Origin of the sequence: Pararhodobacter sp. (assembly GCF_034676075.1) — a bacterium.
Taxonomy (GTDB): domain Bacteria; phylum Pseudomonadota; class Alphaproteobacteria; order Rhodobacterales; family Rhodobacteraceae; genus Pararhodobacter.
This window is the reverse complement of the sequence record NZ_JAUCCQ010000091.1, coordinates 1-15,480: the sequence shown is the minus strand read 5'-3', so window position 1 is coordinate 15,480 and position 15,480 is coordinate 1. Positions and strand designations below refer to the sequence as shown.

The window sequence follows — 15,480 nt, the reverse complement described above, 5'->3', positions numbered from 1 at the left end:
AGGCGCCGGGCTTGCGCGCGGCGCGCTCGGTGCTGGGCTATCTCGGGGGGCCGGGCGCTCGGGGGGATTGACCCCCCTCGCGCCCGGGGAGGCGTGCCGCCTCCCGTCGCCCGTGGCGGGCGGGGCGCTTTGTCGGGGCGGCGGCTTGGGCGGCAGCCCCGGGGGTTTTACCCCCGGACCCCCAGGATATTTGCCGAACGAAGAGGGGCAGGGCGCGGCTTTGCCCGGAACCGCGGGGCGGGGCGAGGGGTTGGTCCGGAAAGGAGTTTCCCATGTCCAGACCCGTTCCCCCCGATCTGCCCGCCCCGCGTTCCGGCGTATCGCCCGTCACCTATGGCGCGGGGATGCTGGCCTTGGGGGCGGTGCTGGTCTTGGCCAAGCCCCGGATCGGCGCGGTGCCGGAGCCGGCGCAGGCGGGCGACGAGCCGCGCGGCCTGCGGCGGCTGGCAGCGGCGGCGCGGGACGGGATGTCGGTCTTCGCGCCGACGAATGTCACCGATTCCCTCGGCCGGTCGCTGCTGATCGGCGGCGGGGCGCTGATCCTGGCCCGGGCCTTTGACGCCTTGGCCGGGCGGCGTCAGTAGCCGCGCCAGATCCAGCCGCCGCCGAAGACGCGGCTCCCTTCGGGCGCGTAGAAGACGCAGGCCTGGCCGGGCGAGACGCCGTCTTCGGGCGTCAGCAGCTCGACAAAGGCGGTGGTCGGGCCGGTCGGGCGCAGGATCGCTTTGGCCGGCGGTTTGGTCGAGCGGATGCGCACCCGCATCGGCCATTCGGCGCGCGACTCGAAGGGCTCGTCGCCCAGCCAGTTGATCTCGCGCACCGGGACGGTCTTCGTCGCCAGCGCCTCCTTGGGGCCGACGACGACATGGCGCTTGTAGGGATCGAGGCGGATCACATAGAGCGGGGCGCCGAGGCCACCGATGCCAAGGCCCTTGCGCTGGCCGATAGTGTAGTGAATCACCCCGCGGTGCTGGCCCAGCACCGTGCCGTCGGTATCGACGATATCGCCGGGATCGGCCGCGCCGGGGCGCAGTTTCTCGATCACCGCCGCGTAATTGCCGTTCGGCACGAAGCAGATGTCCTGGCTGTCAGGCTTGTCGGCGACCGCGAGGCCATGCTTGGCGGCCAGCGCCCGGGTTTCGGCCTTCGACGGCAGATGGCCCAGCGGGAAGCGCAGGTAATCGAGCTGCTCCTGCGTGGTCGAGAACAGGAAATAGGATTGGTCGCGCGCCGGATCGGCCGCCATGTGCAGCTCGGCCTTGGCGGGGCCCTGGGCGCGCTGGATGTAATGGCCGGTGGCCATGCAATCGGCCTCGAGGTCGCGGGCGGTTTCCAAGAGGTCGCGGAACTTGACCCGCTCGTTGCAGCGGATGCAGGGCACGGGCGTGGCACCGGCGAGGTAGCTTTCGGCGAATTCCTCGATCACCGATTCGCGGAAGGTGTTCTCGTAATCCAGCACGTAATGCGGGAAGCCCAGGGTTTCCGCGACCCGCCGCGCATCGTGGATGTCGCGCCCGGCGCAGCAGGCGCCCGCCTTGGCCAGCGCCGCGCCGTGGTCGTAGAGTTGCAGGGTGACGCCGATCACGTCATAGCCCTGCGCCTTGAGTTCGGCGGCCACGACCGAGCTGTCCACGCCGCCCGACATGGCGACGACGACCCGCGTTTCCGACGGCGGTTTTGCAAAGCCCAGCGAGTTCACGCCGATGTCGCGTGCCATGATCATCCCGTCAGTCTGCGGAGGGTGAGGAGGTTTCGGCGAGATATAGTAAAATTCGCGGTACTCTCAAGCCCTGCAGGTCGGTGTCCTTTATTTCTCCTTAAGCTTCTTTCGTCAGGCTTCGCCTCGGGATGAAGGAAAGGGTGTGACCCATGTTCTTGAAAAAGATCGACGGACCACGGGCAGTGACGCTGCCCGACGGAAGTATCATCAGCCGCGCAGACCTGCCGCCAGCCAGCACACGGCGCTGGGTGGCCAGCCGAAAGGCGATCGTGGTGAAGGCGGTGGCCCATGGGCTGATCGACCGGGAGGAGGCGCTGGATCGCTATGCCCTCTCGGATGAGGAGTTCGATTCGTGGCATAATGCGGTCGAGACGCACGGAATCGACGCTTTGAAGATCACGGCGCTTCAAAAGTATAGACAACTTTAGGTAGAGTGTGGTTGACTGCCTCTGCCGGTAACCGGCCGTTAACGATTATTTGTCAAGGTGAGTTCAGTTTAGTTAATGCAGGGACAGCAACATGCGCGTGCTTTTGGTTGAAGACGATCCGGCGACCTCGCGGAGCATCGAATTGATGCTCACGCACGCCAATTTTAATGTCTACTGCACTGACTTGGGCGAGGAAGCGGTCGAGCTGGGCAAGCTCTATGACTACGACCTGATCCTCCTGGATCTTAACCTTCCCGACATGGCAGGGCTGGAGGTCCTGCGCCAGATTCGTCTGGCGCGGGTCAACACGCCGATCCTGATTCTGACGGGAGAGGACAGCACCGACATCAAGCTGAAGGGATTCGGCCAGGGTGCGGACGATTACATGACCAAGCCCTTCCACCGCGACGAGCTGGTGGCGCGGATCCATGCCATCATCCGTCGCAGCCAGGGCCATGCGCAGGCGATCATCCATACCGGGCGGATCTCGGTTAACCTTGACGCCAAGACGGTCGATGTCGACGGATCCTCGGTGCATCTGACGGGCAAGGAATACCAGATGTTGGAACTCCTCAGCCTGCGGAAGGGCACGACCCTGACCAAGGAGATGTTCCTGAATCACCTGTATGGCGGGATGGACGAGCCCGAGCTGAAGATCATCGACGTCTTCATCTGCAAATTGCGCAAGAAACTGGCCGAGGCCACCGGCGGCGACAATTATATCGAGACGGTCTGGGGCCGGGGCTATGTGCTGCGCGATCCCGGCCGCGGGGCTGCGCGCTCACCGCGGGCGGCGAGCGCGTAAGATCTGGAAAATCCCCCGCCGCCCCCCTATCACGGGGGAACAAGGCAGGAGGGACCCATGTCCGACGCGCGCGCGGTTGACGCTCTGACCGAGGCCGAGGCGGCCAGTGAACTGGCACGTCTCGCCGAGGCCATCCTGCGCGCCGATCGCGCCTATCACCAGAATGATGCGCCCGAGATCAGCGACGCCGACTATGACGCGCTGAAACGGCGCAATCGGGAGATCGAGGCGCGTTTCCCGGGATTGAAGCGCGACGACAGCCCCAGCGATACCGTTGGCGCGGCACCGGCCGAGGGCTTCGGCAAGATCCGCCACGCCGTGCGCATGCTGTCGCTGGCCAATGCCTTTGAGGCGCGCGACATCGACGATTTCGACGCCCGGATCCGCCGCTACCTGAACCTTGGCCCTGACGCACCGCTCGCCTATACCGCCGAGCCGAAGATCGACGGGCTGTCGCTGTCACTGCGCTATGAAGGTGGGCGGCTGGTTCATGCCGCGACCCGGGGCGATGGCGAGACGGGCGAGGATGTGACGGCCAATGCCCGCACCATCGCCCAGATCCCGCAAGACCTGACCGGCGCGCCCGACCTGCTGGAGGTCCGGGGCGAGGTCTATATGTCGCATGCCGATTTCGCCGCGCTCAACGCCCAGGGCGGCCGCACCTTCGCCAATCCGCGCAACGCCGCGGCCGGGTCCCTGCGCCAGCTCGACCCCGAGATTACCCGGGCCCGGCCGCTGAGCTTTTTCGCCTATGCCTGGGGCGCGCTCTCCGAACCCCTGTCCGAGACGCAGTGGGATGCGATCAAGCGCCTGGAGACGCTGGGGTTTACCATTAATCCGTTGACCAGCCTCTGCGCCGGCCCGGCTGAGCTGCTGGAGCATTACCGCAAGATCGAGACGCTGCGCCCGGACCTCGGCTATGATATCGATGGCGTGGTCTACAAGGTAAACGACCTCGCGCTGCAGGCCCGCTTGGGCTTCCGCGCCACGACGCCGCGGTGGGCCATCGCGCATAAATTCCCGGCCGAAACCGCCTGGACCCGGCTCGAAGCCATCGACATCCAGGTCGGCCGCACCGGGGCGCTGAGCCCGGTGGCGCGTCTCGCGCCCGTCAATGTCGGCGGCGTGCTGGTGTCCAACGCGACGCTTCACAACGAGGACTACATCGCCGGCCGCGACAGCAAGGGCGAGCCGATCCGCGGCGGCCGCGATATCCGCATCGGCGACTGGGTGCAGGTGTACCGGGCGGGCGACGTGATTCCCAAAGTGGCCGATGTCGATGTGACGCGCCGAACCGAGGACCAGGGCCCTTATCACTTCCCGCAGACCTGCCCGGAATGCGGCTCGGCCGCGGTGCGCGAACCCGGAGATTCCACCCATCGCTGCACGGGGGGCTTGATCTGCCCCGCACAGGCCGTTGAAAAACTTAAGCATTTTGTCAGTCGTGATGCTTTCGACATCGACGGGCTGGGCGCCAAACAGATCGAGATGTTCTTCGCCGACGACCTGCTGCCGATCCGCGAACCGGCCGATATCTTCACCCTCCGGACCCGCGATGCGGCCAATCTCGCCAAGCTGAAGAACCGGGATGGCTTTGGCGAGCGCTCGGCCGCGAAGCTCTTCGAGGCAATCGAGGAGCGTCGGCGGATTTCCCTGGCACGGCTCCTGTTCGGCCTTGGCATCCGTCACCTGGGCGAGGTCGCCGCGGCGGACCTGGCCCGCCATTTCGGCAGCTGGTCCGCCCTGATCGAGACCGTCGACCGCGCGGCCCCGGCCGCGGCCCGGGCGCTCGCCGCCGATGAAGCCGAACACGCCGAACGCGCCCGCGCCGCCGACGCGGGCCGCCGCGCCGAGGTGAAGAAAACCCGTGACGCGGTCTGGGATGACCCGCCTTTGCCCGACGGCGCGCGCGCGGCCTGGGAGGATCTGATCGGCATCGAAGGGGTCGGCGCGGTTCTGGCGGTCTCGCTGGTCACCACGTTGACGCAGGCGCGCGAACGGGCCTCGATCGACCGGCTGATCGGCGAATTGCGGGAGATCGTCCCGCCCGAAGCCCGCGCCACCGACAGCGCCATCGCCGGCAAGACCCTGGTCTTCACCGGCACGCTGACCCGCATGACCCGGGCCGAGGCCAAGGCCCGGGCCGAGGCGCTGGGGGCCAAGGTCGCAGGCTCGGTCTCGCCCAAGACCGACATCCTGATCGCGGGTGAGGCGGCCGGGTCGAAGGCCGCCAAGGCCGAGGCCCTGGGCGTCACGGTGATCGACGAAGACGCCTGGCTGGCGATGATCGGCGGATGACAGGGCGGCCCGAGATCCTGTTTCCGCTCTTTGGCGCGCTTGAGGGGCTCGACGGGATCGGTCCCAAAACTGCGAAATTGTTCAAGGGTTTGGGCGTCGAGACTCCGCGCGATCTGCTCTTCGTCCTGCCCCATTCCGGCATCGACCGCCGTCTGCGCGCCAGCGTCCGCGAGGTGGTTCCGCCCGAGGTCGCGACTGTTGAAGTCGAGGTCGGCAACCACCTGCCGCCCCGCCAGAAGGGTCGACCCTATCGCGTGCTGGTGCGCGATGCGCAGCAGGAGTTCCAGCTGGTCTTCTTCCATGCGCGGGGCGATTACCTGCAGAAACTGCTGCCCAGCGGGCAGAGGCGGCTGGTTTCGGGGCGGGTCGAGACCTTCGACGGCGTCTATCAGATGGCGCATCCCGATCACGTTCTGCGCCCCGACGAGGCCGCGACCCTGCCGGCCTGGGAGCCGGTCTATCCGCTGACGGCCGGGGTTACGCAGCGGATGGTGCAGCGGGCGATGGCGGATGCCTTGGCGCGGGCGCCGATTTTGGCGGAGTGGATCGATCCGGCGCAGAAGGCCCGGATGGGGTGGCCCGATTGGGCGGATGCCCTGCGCGCAGCGCATGCGCCGGCCTCGGGGGCCGATCTGGCACCGAGCGCGGCACCCCGTCAGCGGCTGGCCTATGACGAGCTTTTCGCCCATCAGTTGACGCTGGCCATCGCCCGGGCCATGGCGCGCAAAGCGCCCGGAGTGATCACGCGCGGTGACGGGCATCTGCTGCGCAAGATCCTGGAAACGCTGCCCTATGCACCGACGGGCGCCCAGACCCGCTCGATCGCCGAGATCACCGCGGATATGGGCGCGGAGACGCGGATGAATCGTCTGCTCCAGGGTGACGTGGGATCTGGCAAGACACTGGTCGCAATGGCCGCCCTGCTGACCGCGGTCGAGGCCGGCGGGCAAGGGGCACTGATGGCCCCGACCGAAATTCTGGCGCGGCAGCATCTGGAAGCGCTTGCCCCGCTTGCCGCCAGCGCCGGGGTTCGGGTCGAGCTGCTGACCGGCCGCGACAAGGGGCGGGAACGGGCCCGCAAGCTCGGCGATCTGGCGGGCGGGATGATCGACATCCTGATCGGGACGCATGCGCTCTTCCAGCGCGAGGTCGAATTCCGCGACCTGCGGCTGGCGGTGATCGACGAACAGCACCGGTTCGGCGTTGCCCAGCGGATGGCGCTGGGGGAAAAGGGCGCCGCGGTCGACGTGCTGGTGATGACGGCGACCCCGATCCCGCGGTCGCTGGCTCTGGCGCAATATGGCGACATGGATGTCTCCCTGCTGGACGAGAAACCGCCGGGACGGCAACCCGTGGTGACTTCGCTTGCTTCGACCGAGCGGCTCGATGAGGTGGTCGAGCATCTGCGACGCGCGGTGGCCGAGGGGCGGCAGGCTTATTGGGTCTGCCCCCTGGTCGAGGAGAGCGAGACCGTCAGCCTCACCGCCGCCCAGGCGCGGTTTGACTACCTCCGCGCCCGGCTGGGCGAGGGGGTGGGGCTGGTCCATGGCCAGCTTCTGCCTGCCGACAAGGACGCGGCGATGGCCCGCTTCGTTGCCGGCGAGACGCGCATCCTGGTTGCCACCACGGTGATCGAGGTGGGCGTCAACGTGCCGAACGCCACGATCATGGTGATCGAGCGGGCCGAATCCTTCGGCCTGGCGCAGTTGCACCAGCTGCGCGGCCGGGTGGGGCGGGGCAGCGGCGCCTCGACCTGCCTGATGCTCTATGACCCGCCGCTGGGCGAGACCGCGGCACGGCGGCTGAAACTCATGCGCGATACCGAAGACGGGTTCCGCATCAGCGACGAGGATCTGGCGATCCGCGGGGCGGGGGATGTGATCGGGACGGCGCAATCCGGCCTGCCGAGGTTCCGGCTGGCGGATGTGGAGCGTCAGACCTCGCTGATGCAGATTGCCCAGTCGGATGCGCGCAAGCTGCTCCACGACGACCCCACGCTCCAGTCGCCCCGCGGGCAGGCGGCGCGCGTGCTGCTGTGGTTGATGGAGCAAGACAAGGCGATACGGCTGATGCGAATCGGTTAGATCTCCTTTTGTTCGCAAATGTTCTTGCAATGATCGCGCGAATATGAGAACAAAGTGCTAACAACACGGGAGTTCGCCATGCGCCGCATCCTTCGCCAGATCCACGACCCTCGCAATGAACGCCTGGCGATGCTGGGCGACGCGGTGGGTGTGCTTGCCTTGTTTATTCTTTTCACGGCGGCGCTTTACGCGCCGCTGATGGCCTGACCTGCTTCCTGCCTGCGGTCTGGAGAGGCGCCGACTGTCCCGTCGCCCTTGACCCAACCAGACACGCCACTGACCGCCGCGCCTTGTCGCGGCGGTTTTTTTACGCGGTGTTAAGGGCAGGATGTCAGGCTGCGGCCTGTCGGGCGGCTTCGGCAGCAGCCTGGACCGACAACAGGATCGAGGCGTGGCGATTCTTGAACTCGCGCGCGGGCAGCAGGGCCTCGTATCCGTCGAACGGCGCAGGCGGCACCGGACCGTCCTGCTTCAACATTGATTCGAGGGCGCTTGCCGCGGCCTCGAGCTCCTCGGGCGTGCGGCCGATCACAGCCTCACCCAGCACCGCAGCCGAGGCCTGGCCCAGGGCGCAGGCCTTGACCTCTTGCGCGAAGTCGGCGACGCGGCCGTCCTTCAACGAGAGATCGACGGTCACGGTCGATCCGCAGAGCGGCGAGCGTTTCTTGACGCTGGCCTGCGGGGCCTCCAGCCGGCCGAGATGCGGGATTTCGGCCGCCAGCGCGAGGATGCGCGTCGAATAGAGCTTGATCAGATCGGAGGTTTCGGACACTTCAGGCGCTCCCAGTCGCGAGAGGATATAAGCCATGCCGTTCGATCCGCAATCCCTGCGCTATGACGACCAAGGTCTCATTCCGGCGATCGCGCAGGATCATCGCACGGGCGAGGTGCTGATGATGGCCTGGATGAACGCACAATCGGTGGCGCGGACGTTGGAGACCGGCAAGGTAACCTATTGGTCGCGCTCGCGGCAGGCCTTCTGGGTCAAGGGCGAGACCTCGGGTCACGCGCAGAAGCTGGTGGATTTTCGCGTGGATTGCGACCGCGATTGCCTGCTGGTGGTGGTGGACCAGACCGGTCCGGCCTGCCACACCAACCGACGCAGCTGCTTCTACACCGCGGTGCGGGACGGGGCTGAGGTCGAATTAATGCAGCCCGAGGGCTAAAGCCCGACCATCCGGCGGATATCGGCGGGGCTGGCACCTTCGGCCCGGTAGAGCGACAGCGCGCGGGAATCGTCGCGCTTTGCCAGGCGCTTGCCAGCCTCGTCACGGATCAGGCGATGATGATGATAGGCGGGTGTCGGCAGCGCCAGAAGGCGCTGCAGCAGGACATGCACGGCGGTGGCGTCGAAGAGATCGGCGCCGCGGGTCACCAGTGTTATGCCCTGTGCGGCATCGTCGACCGTCACCGCGAGGTGGTAGGAGGTGCCGATATCGCGTCGGGCCAGCACGATGTCGCCGACATGAGTCGTTAAGAAATCGGGCGCAAACTGGTGGGGTCCGGGGCGCAGCGGCCCGGTCTCGGTGAAAGCGACCGTGCCCGTCAGCGCCGTTGCGCGGGCCATATCAAGGCGGGTGGCCGCGGCGGGATCGTCATGGCAGGCATGACGACAGGTGCCGGGGTAGACGGGACCGTCGGGGCCGATCAGCGGTGCGCCCTCTTGCGGAGCGGCGAGTGCCGTGCGGATATCGCCCCGGGTGCAGGTGCAGCGGTAGGTGACGCCGAGCGCCTCCAGCCGGGCGAGGGCGGCGTCATAGGCGGCGCGGCGCTCGGATTGGCGCATCACCGGCTCGGGCCAGCTGAGGCCCAGCCAGCGCAGATCGTCCTGGATCTGCGCCTCGAATGTGGGCTTGCTGCGGGCGGTATCGATATCCTCGATCCGCAGCAGGAACTGTCCCTGTCCGGCCTGGGCCAGGTCCCAGGCGGTCAAGGCGGAAAAGGCGTGCCCCAAATGCAGGGGCCCGGTGGGTGAGGGGGCGAAGCGGGTGATCAGCCCGGCCACGTCAACCCAGCCACGCCTGGAAGGCCTCTTTCGCGCGGTCGGTATAGGCCTTGTAGCGGTCCTTACGGCCACGGCGGCCGCCCTTGGCGTCGATCGGCGGGAAGAGCCCGAAATTGACGTTCATCGGCTGGAAGGTCTTGGCGTCCGCATCGCCGGTGATGTGGGCGATCAGCGCGCCCATCGCCGTCTCGCGGGGCGGCGGCGGCAGGGCGCGACCCTGGATCTCGGCCGCGGCGAGGCGCCCGGCGACAAGACCCATGGCGGCGGATTCGACATAGCCCTCGACGCCGGTGATCTGACCGGCGAAGCGCAGATGCGGCCGCACGCGCAGACGCATCTGATTGTCCAGCAGCGTCGGCGAATTCAGGAAGGTGTTGCGGTGAATCCCGCCCAGACGGGCGAAACCGGCCTCTTCCAGACCCGGGATCATCCGGAAGACCTCAACCTGGGCGCCGTGCTTCATCTTGGTCTGGAAGCCGACGATATTATAGAGCGTCCCCAAGGCGTTATCGCGCCGCAGCTGGACGACGGCATAGGGTTTGTTCGCGGGATCATTGGCGTTGGTCAGACCCACCGGCTTCATCGGTCCGTGGCGCAGCGTCTCGCGGCCGCGTTCGGCCATGACCTCGATCGGCAGGCAGCCGTCGAAATAGCCCGCGGTCTCGCCCTCGTGGAACTCGGCCTTGGGGGCGGCGAGAATGGCGTCGATGAAGGCCTCGTATTGCGGCTTGGTCATCGGACAGTTGAGGTAGGCCTTGCGCTCTTCCTCGGTCTCGCCCTTGTCATACCGCGACTGGAACCAGGCCTTCGACAGATCGACCGTGTCGAAATGCACGATGGGGGCGATGGCGTCAAAGAAGGCCAGGGATTGCGTATCGGTCGCGGCACGGATCGCCTGCGCCAGCGCGTCCGAGGTCAAGGGGCCGGTGGCGAAGATCCAGTGACCTTCGCCTGGCAAGTCCCTGATTTCACCGGGTTCCGTGCGGATCAGGGGATGGGCCAGCAACCGCTCGGTCACCGCCTGAGAAAAGGCCTCGCGATCGACGGCGAGGGCACCGCCCGCGGGCAGGGAATGGCGGTCGGCCATTTCCATCAGCAAGCCACCGGCCGCGCGCATCTCCCAATGCAGGAGGCCGACGGCGTTCTGTTCGTCATCGTCGGAGCGGAAGGAATTGGAGCAGACCATCTCGGCGAAATTGCCGGTCTGGTGGGCGAAGGTGCCGACCTGGGGGCGCATTTCGTGAAGCACGACGGGCACGCCCGCTTGCGCGGCCTGCCAGGCGGCTTCGGATCCGGCCATGCCGCCGCCGACGATGTGGAGTTCCTGTGTCATGGGGCGGAGATAGCCGCGCCCGACCGCAAAGAAAAGGGGGCGCCGCCTGGGCGCCCCCGATCCGGGACCATATCGGAAGGGTTACTGGCCCGGCGCCGGTGTCGGGGCAGGCGTCGTGCCCTCGACCTGCGCGCCCGAATCCTGCACGGCGGCGGGGCTCGGCGTCGCATCCTCGGGGTTGGGCCAGAGGGTGAAGACGACGAAGGCCAGCGCCGCCGCGACCAGGGCGATGGTGATGCCGGTCAGGGCAGGGCTGTGGCGTTTCGCGTCACGCTCGACATTGGTATGGGGTGCGGTCATCGGAAACCTCCTTTCAGAACCAACGCTTTGGAGCGCGGGAGGTTCCGAAATCGACGGCTTCAGATCAGGGTCATGCGTTCGACGCGCTCAGGATCGGGGAAGGGGCGGTAGAGGCCGACGTTGACATGCTGGATATGCTGGCGCATCTGGTCGTGAAGTTCGGCCGCTTCCTCATCCCCCTGACCGAGGAAACGGAAGGCGTGGTCCAGCTGCGACAGATCCTTCACGTCGATCTCCACCAGGAAATCCGAACACTCATCGCCGCCGAATTTCAGCTTCAGCCGCATCAGCCGCCAGCCTTCGATCCGCCCCTCCCGCTGCAAGAGCGAGAGCCAGACGTCCAGCGCATGGGCGAAGACCAGCGCCTTGGCGGTCGGTTTCAGGTCGATCATGCAGTGGTAAACGTTCATGGCCGGGCCCCTGTGGAGACCCGGCCATCCAACCATGCAGGGCTGAAGAATCGGTTACTCTTCCTCGCCCTGTTCTACGACTCGGGCGACGGAGACGACTTCTTCGCCCTTGGCGGTGTTGAAGACCCGCACGCCGCCCGCCGAGCGCGAGCGGAAGCTGATCTGGTCGACCGGCACGCGGATCGACTGCCCGGTCGAGGTGGCGAGCATGATCTGGTCGCCGGGCTCCACCGGGAAGGAGGCGACCAGCGCCCCGCCGCGCATCGCCTTGTCCATGGCCATGACGCCCTGGCCGCCGCGCCCGCGCACCGGATAATCGTGCGAGGACGAGAGCTTGCCGGCGCCGCCGCTGGTGACGGTGAGGATCAGATCCTCCAGCGCCGACATCTCGGCATAGCGCTCGGTGCTGAGCTGGCCGGCTTCGACGGTTTCCTCGTCGTCGGCCTCGGCCTCGTCGGGGGCACCGGCCATCAGGCGGCGCTGCTTGAGATAGGCGGCGCGTTCCTGCGGATCGGCCTCGAAATGGCGGATGACCGACATGGAGACGACGCTGTCGCCCTCGGCCAGACGGATGCCGCGCACACCGGTCGAATCGCGGCCCTTGAAGACACGGACATCGGTGGTCGGGAAGCGGATGGCGCGGCCCATGGCGGTGACCAGCATGACATCGTCATCCTCGTCCGCGACGCGGGCGTTAACCAGGCTCACCCCTTCGGGCAGCTTCATGGCGATCTTGCCGTTGCGCAGGATATTGGTGAAGTCCGACAAGGCGTTACGGCGCACATCGCCCTCGGAGGTCGCGAAGACCACCTGCAGGTTTTCCCATTCGTCCTCGGGCTCGTCGATCGGCATCAGCGCGGCGATCGAGACGCCCTGCGGAATGGGCAGGATGTTGATGATCGCCTTGCCACGCGCCGAGCGCCCGGCCAGCGGCAGGCGCCAGCATTTCAGCTGATAGACCATGCCATCGGTGGTGAAGAACAGAAGATGCGTATGCGTGTTGGCCACGAAAAGCGTGGTCACCACATCGTCTTCCTTGGTCTGCATCGAGGCCAAACCCTTGCCACCCCGGTTCTGGGCGCGGAATTCGGCCAGCGAGGTGCGCTTGATATAGCCGCCCGAGGTCACGGTCACGACCATGTCCTCGCGCTCGATCAAGTCCTCGTCCTCCAGATCGCCCGCCCAGTCGATGATCTCGGTCCGGCGGGGCACGGCGAAGAGCTCGCGCACCTCGTCGAGTTCGGCGGTGATGATCGACAGGATCCGCGCCCGCGAGCGCAGAATATCGAGGTAATCCTTGATCTTGCCGGCCAGTTCTTCCAGCTCGTCGGTGACTTCCTTGACGCCGAGGGCGGTCAGGCGCTGCAGCCGCAGTTCTAGGATGGCGCGGGCCTGAACCTCGGACAGGTTATAGGTCCCGTCCTCGTTGATCGTGTGGCTCGGGTCGTCGATCAGGCGGATGTATCCGGCGATCTCATGCGCGGGCCAACGCCGGGTCATCAGCTTTTCGCGGGCATCGGCCGGATCGGCCGAGGCGCGGATCGTCGTCACGACCTCGTCCACGTTCGATACCGCGACCGCCAGACCGCAGAGGATATGGCTGCGTTCGCGCGCCTTGTTCAGCTCATAGGCCGTGCGCCGCGTCACAACTTCCTCGCGGAAGGTGATGAAATGATAGAGGAAATCGCGAAGCGTCAGTTGTTCGGGACGGCCGCCGTTCAGCGCCAGCATGTTGCAGCCGAAGCTGATCTGCATGGTGGTGAAACGGAACAGCTGGTTCAGCACCACATCCGGCGTCGCGTCGCGCTTCAGCTCGATCACCACCCGCACGCCGATCCGGTCGGATTCGTCGGCGACATGGGCGATCCCCTCGATCCGCTTGTCGCGCACCGCCTCGGCGATCTTCTCGACCATCAGGGCCTTGTTGACCTGATAGGGGATCTCGTCGACGACGATGGCGTAGCGGTCCTTGCGGATCTCCTCGACATGGGTCTTGGCCCGGACGATGACCGAGCCGCGACCCTCCAGATAGGCCTTGCGCGCGCCGGCGCGGCCCATCATCTGGGCGCCGGTCGGGAAGTCGGGACCCGGGACATAGGCCATCAGATCCTCGGAGGTCAGATCCGGGTTTTCGATCAGGGCCTTGGTCGCGTCGATCACCTCGCCCAGGTTATGCGGCGGGATGTTGGTGGCCATGCCGACGGCGATACCGCCCGCGCCATTGACCAGCATGTTCGGGAAGCGCGCCGGCAGGACCGTCGGTTCCTGATCCTTGCCGTCGTAGTTGTCCTGAAAATCGACCGTGTCCTTGTCGATATCGGCCAGCATGTAATTGGCGGATTTGGCCATCCGCACCTCGGTGTAGCGGAAGGCCGCGGCCTTGTCCCCGTCCATCGAGCCGAAGTTGCCCTGACCGTCGAGCAGCGGCAGCGACATGGAAAAGCCCTGCGCCATCCGCACCAGCGCGTCATAGATCGCGCTGTCGCCATGCGGGTGATACTTGCCCATCGCATCCGCCACGGGGCGCGAGGATTTCCGATAGGGCTTGTCGAAGGTGTTGCCGACCTCGTGCATGGCATAGAGAATCCGCCGGTGAACCGGCTTCAACCCGTCCCGAAGGTCCGGAATCGCCCGCGACACGATGACGCTCATCGCGTAATCGAGATAGGCGGTCCGCATTTCCTGCACGATCGAGACACCCGGCTGGGCGGGTTTTTTCTCGGCTTCGTCAGGGATTTCCGTGTCGTCGCTCACCGGGGCCTCGTCTGCGTCAGGGCGCTAGATTTTGTTGTCGGTCTTATAGCCCACCGCCACCCGCGGGTGCAATGCCGGGGGGAGACAAACCCGCCCAACGTGCTACCTTTCCGGTGGAAACCTATGTGCAATCCTGTCTGGGAGGACCCGATGAAACTTCTGACCCCTCTGGCGCTGCTGGCGCTGGCCGCCACGCCCGTCCTGGCCGAGCCGGTGAACATCACCCCCGACATGGCCTCGGTCACCGTCGAGACCGACGCAGGCCCGGCCGAGATCTCGCGCATTCAGGACAACGAGAATGTCGTGACCGGCCAATGGGCCATGACCTCGCGCCCCTGTCCCAACTTCTGCATCCAGCCGATGATCCCGGCCGAGGGCGTCACCACCGTCGGCGAGCTGGAGGTGATCGCCGCCCTGCAGGACCCGGATGTGCTGGTCATCGACAGCCGCGTACAGGCCGATTACCGCGGCGGCACCATCCCCGGCGCCATCCACATTCCCTATACGGAAATGGCCGACCGGCTGGGCGAGGTGGGGTGCGAGGTCGATATCGACGGCTTCACCTGCGAGGATCCGAAACAGGTGCTGCTGTTCTGCAATGGTCCCTGGTGCGGACAGTCGCCCACCGCCATCCGCCGCATGATCGAGGCGGGCTTCCCGGCCGATCACATCAGCTATTACCGTGGCGGGATGCAGGTCTGGCGGATGCTCGGCCTCTCGGTGCTGGTGCCGCAGAACTGACCTTGGGCTCGGGGCCGGTCTCGCCTACATCGGGGGGACCGGCCCCGCCTCAGGGCCCATGCGAAAGGAATCGCCATGTATGCCAGAATCCTCGTTCCCGTCGCCTATGAGCCGGGTGTCGACATCGGTCGCGAGTTGCAGATCGCCCGGGCGTTGTCGGCGCATGGCGCGCTGGTCATGCTGGTCCATGTGATGGAAAAGGCGCCGTTCTACGCCATCGACTACATGCCCGCCGGCTGGCAGGACGAGCTGCGCGAGGCGATCCGCGCCGATCTGGCCAAGCAGGCTTCGGGGCTGACGCAGGCGGGCGTCGCCGTGCTGGAGGGGGACCCGGGCCGGGCCATCCTCGACTTCGCCCAGGCCGAGGGGGCGGATTGCATCGTGCTCGCCTCGCACCGCAGCGACACCACGCTGATCGGCTCGACCGCGACGCGCATCGCCCGCCACGCGACCTGCGCCGTGCATCTGATCCGTTAACACAGCCTCAGCAGCGTCGCCGCCAGCGCCAGCGCCTCGCGCGGGATATGGCGGCGGCGTTGCTTCGGTCCGATCTGGTCCCAGCCGGGGCTGGAGGTGCCGGCCCTGAGGCCGATCTGCCAGGC

Annotated in this window: 16 protein-coding genes; 9 read left to right on the top strand and 7 right to left on the bottom strand. The window is 66.7% G+C overall.

Translation table 11 applies throughout. From position 1 onward, the window contains the following. Positions 1-272 precede the first annotated feature (272 nt). Entirely contained in the window at positions 273-584 is a 312-nt protein-coding gene (locus tag VDQ18_RS17760) for a hypothetical protein (RefSeq protein ID WP_323022238.1), read from the top strand. Here VDQ18_RS17760 and mnmA read toward each other — a convergent pair. Further along, on the bottom strand, positions 578-1,717 hold the full coding sequence (gene mnmA / locus VDQ18_RS17755; RefSeq protein ID WP_323022237.1) for a tRNA 2-thiouridine(34) synthase MnmA: 1,140 nt from the start codon (positions 1,715-1,717) through the stop codon (positions 578-580). The genes VDQ18_RS17760 and mnmA overlap by 7 nt on opposite strands. A 152-nt stretch (positions 1,718-1,869) precedes the next feature. Here mnmA and VDQ18_RS17750 point away from each other — a divergent pair, with 152 nt between their 5' ends. The 5 genes from VDQ18_RS17750 (at position 1,870) to VDQ18_RS17730 (ending at position 7,542) form a co-directional block, all read left to right on the top strand. Further along, the gene (locus tag VDQ18_RS17750) at positions 1,870-2,148 is read left to right on the top strand and encodes a DUF1153 domain-containing protein (RefSeq protein WP_107752581.1); all 279 of its coding nucleotides are present in this window, start codon (positions 1,870-1,872) and stop codon (positions 2,146-2,148) included. A gap of 91 nt (positions 2,149-2,239) precedes the next feature. Further along, positions 2,240-2,953, top strand: coding sequence for a response regulator transcription factor CtrA (gene ctrA / locus VDQ18_RS17745; RefSeq protein ID WP_323022236.1), 714 nt, complete (start codon positions 2,240-2,242; stop codon positions 2,951-2,953). Positions 2,954-3,010: 57 nt separating this feature from the next. Continuing rightward, complete coding sequence (ligA, locus tag VDQ18_RS17740) at positions 3,011-5,251, top strand: NAD-dependent DNA ligase LigA (RefSeq protein ID WP_323022235.1); 2,241 nt, start codon at positions 3,011-3,013, stop codon at positions 5,249-5,251. Further along, positions 5,248-7,335 carry an ATP-dependent DNA helicase RecG gene (gene recG, locus VDQ18_RS17735; RefSeq protein WP_323022234.1) on the top strand — a complete coding sequence of 696 codons (2,088 nt, stop codon included), beginning with the start codon at positions 5,248-5,250 and terminating at the stop codon, positions 7,333-7,335. Before ligA ends, recG begins: the two co-directional genes overlap by 4 nt. 78 nt (positions 7,336-7,413) lie before the next feature. Beyond that, entirely contained in the window at positions 7,414-7,542 is a 129-nt protein-coding gene (locus tag VDQ18_RS17730; protein WP_323022233.1) for a hypothetical protein, read from the top strand. Between the two features lie 124 nt (positions 7,543-7,666). Here VDQ18_RS17730 and VDQ18_RS17725 read toward each other — a convergent pair whose 3' ends face one another. Continuing rightward, positions 7,667-8,107 (bottom strand): iron-sulfur cluster assembly scaffold protein, encoded by a 441-nt coding sequence (locus tag VDQ18_RS17725; RefSeq protein ID WP_323022239.1) that lies wholly within the window; start codon positions 8,105-8,107, stop codon positions 7,667-7,669. A 34-nt stretch (positions 8,108-8,141) separates the two neighbouring features. Here VDQ18_RS17725 and hisI point away from each other — a divergent pair, with 34 nt between their 5' ends. Further along, on the top strand, positions 8,142-8,501 hold the full coding sequence (gene hisI / locus VDQ18_RS17720) for a phosphoribosyl-AMP cyclohydrolase (RefSeq protein ID WP_323022232.1): 360 nt from the start codon (positions 8,142-8,144) through the stop codon (positions 8,499-8,501). Here the strand turns inward: hisI and gluQRS are convergent. The 5 genes from gluQRS to gyrA form a co-directional block, all read right to left on the bottom strand. Continuing rightward, positions 8,498-9,340: a tRNA glutamyl-Q(34) synthetase GluQRS gene (gluQRS, locus tag VDQ18_RS17715; protein ID WP_323022231.1), complete on the bottom strand. Its 843-nt coding sequence runs from the start codon at positions 9,338-9,340 to the stop codon at positions 8,498-8,500. The genes hisI and gluQRS overlap by 4 nt on opposite strands. 1 nt (position 9,341) lies before the next feature. Beyond that, positions 9,342-10,673, bottom strand: a complete 1,332-nt coding sequence (gene trmFO, locus VDQ18_RS17710) for a methylenetetrahydrofolate--tRNA-(uracil(54)-C(5))-methyltransferase (FADH(2)-oxidizing) TrmFO (RefSeq protein WP_323022230.1) — start codon at positions 10,671-10,673, stop codon at positions 9,342-9,344. 81 nt (positions 10,674-10,754) lie between these two features. After that, positions 10,755-10,973 (bottom strand): hypothetical protein, encoded by a 219-nt coding sequence (locus tag VDQ18_RS17705; protein ID WP_323022229.1) that lies wholly within the window; start codon positions 10,971-10,973, stop codon positions 10,755-10,757. Positions 10,974-11,032: 59 nt separating this feature from the next. Then, on the bottom strand, positions 11,033-11,383 hold the full coding sequence (locus VDQ18_RS17700) for a DUF6614 family protein (protein ID WP_323022228.1): 351 nt from the start codon (positions 11,381-11,383) through the stop codon (positions 11,033-11,035). Between the two features lie 54 nt (positions 11,384-11,437). Beyond that, positions 11,438-14,137, bottom strand: a complete 2,700-nt coding sequence (gyrA, locus tag VDQ18_RS17695; protein WP_323022227.1) for a DNA gyrase subunit A — start codon at positions 14,135-14,137, stop codon at positions 11,438-11,440. 150 nt (positions 14,138-14,287) lie between these two features. Here gyrA and VDQ18_RS17690 point away from each other — a divergent pair, with 150 nt between their 5' ends. Beyond that, complete coding sequence (locus VDQ18_RS17690; protein ID WP_323022226.1) at positions 14,288-14,878, top strand: rhodanese-like domain-containing protein; 591 nt, start codon at positions 14,288-14,290, stop codon at positions 14,876-14,878. 75 nt (positions 14,879-14,953) lie between these two features. Continuing rightward, positions 14,954-15,355 carry a universal stress protein gene (locus VDQ18_RS17685; RefSeq protein WP_107752592.1) on the top strand — a complete coding sequence of 134 codons (402 nt, stop codon included), beginning with the start codon at positions 14,954-14,956 and terminating at the stop codon, positions 15,353-15,355. Positions 15,356-15,480: the final 125 nt, after the last annotated feature.

What these genes read in the sequence shown, in the direction of transcription:
- VDQ18_RS17760 (WP_323022238.1), top strand. Translation starts at nt 273, where the DNA reads ATGTCCAGACCCGTTCCCCCCGATCTGCCCGCCCCGCGTTCCGGCGTA.
- mnmA (WP_323022237.1), bottom strand. Translation starts at nt 1,717, where the DNA reads ATGGCACGCGACATCGGCGTGAACTCGCTGGGCTTTGCAAAACCGCCG.
- VDQ18_RS17750 (WP_107752581.1), top strand. Translation starts at nt 1,870, where the DNA reads ATGTTCTTGAAAAAGATCGACGGACCACGGGCAGTGACGCTGCCCGAC.
- ctrA (WP_323022236.1), top strand. Translation starts at nt 2,240, where the DNA reads ATGCGCGTGCTTTTGGTTGAAGACGATCCGGCGACCTCGCGGAGCATC.
- ligA (WP_323022235.1), top strand. Translation starts at nt 3,011, where the DNA reads ATGTCCGACGCGCGCGCGGTTGACGCTCTGACCGAGGCCGAGGCGGCC.
- recG (WP_323022234.1), top strand. Translation starts at nt 5,248, where the DNA reads ATGACAGGGCGGCCCGAGATCCTGTTTCCGCTCTTTGGCGCGCTTGAG.
- VDQ18_RS17730 (WP_323022233.1), top strand. Translation starts at nt 7,414, where the DNA reads ATGCGCCGCATCCTTCGCCAGATCCACGACCCTCGCAATGAACGCCTG.
- hisI (WP_323022232.1), top strand. Translation starts at nt 8,142, where the DNA reads ATGCCGTTCGATCCGCAATCCCTGCGCTATGACGACCAAGGTCTCATT.
- trmFO (WP_323022230.1), bottom strand. Translation starts at nt 10,673, where the DNA reads ATGACACAGGAACTCCACATCGTCGGCGGCGGCATGGCCGGATCCGAA.
- VDQ18_RS17705 (WP_323022229.1), bottom strand. Translation starts at nt 10,973, where the DNA reads ATGACCGCACCCCATACCAATGTCGAGCGTGACGCGAAACGCCACAGC.
- VDQ18_RS17700 (WP_323022228.1), bottom strand. Translation starts at nt 11,383, where the DNA reads ATGAACGTTTACCACTGCATGATCGACCTGAAACCGACCGCCAAGGCG.
- VDQ18_RS17690 (WP_323022226.1), top strand. Translation starts at nt 14,288, where the DNA reads ATGAAACTTCTGACCCCTCTGGCGCTGCTGGCGCTGGCCGCCACGCCC.
- VDQ18_RS17685 (WP_107752592.1), top strand. Translation starts at nt 14,954, where the DNA reads ATGTATGCCAGAATCCTCGTTCCCGTCGCCTATGAGCCGGGTGTCGAC.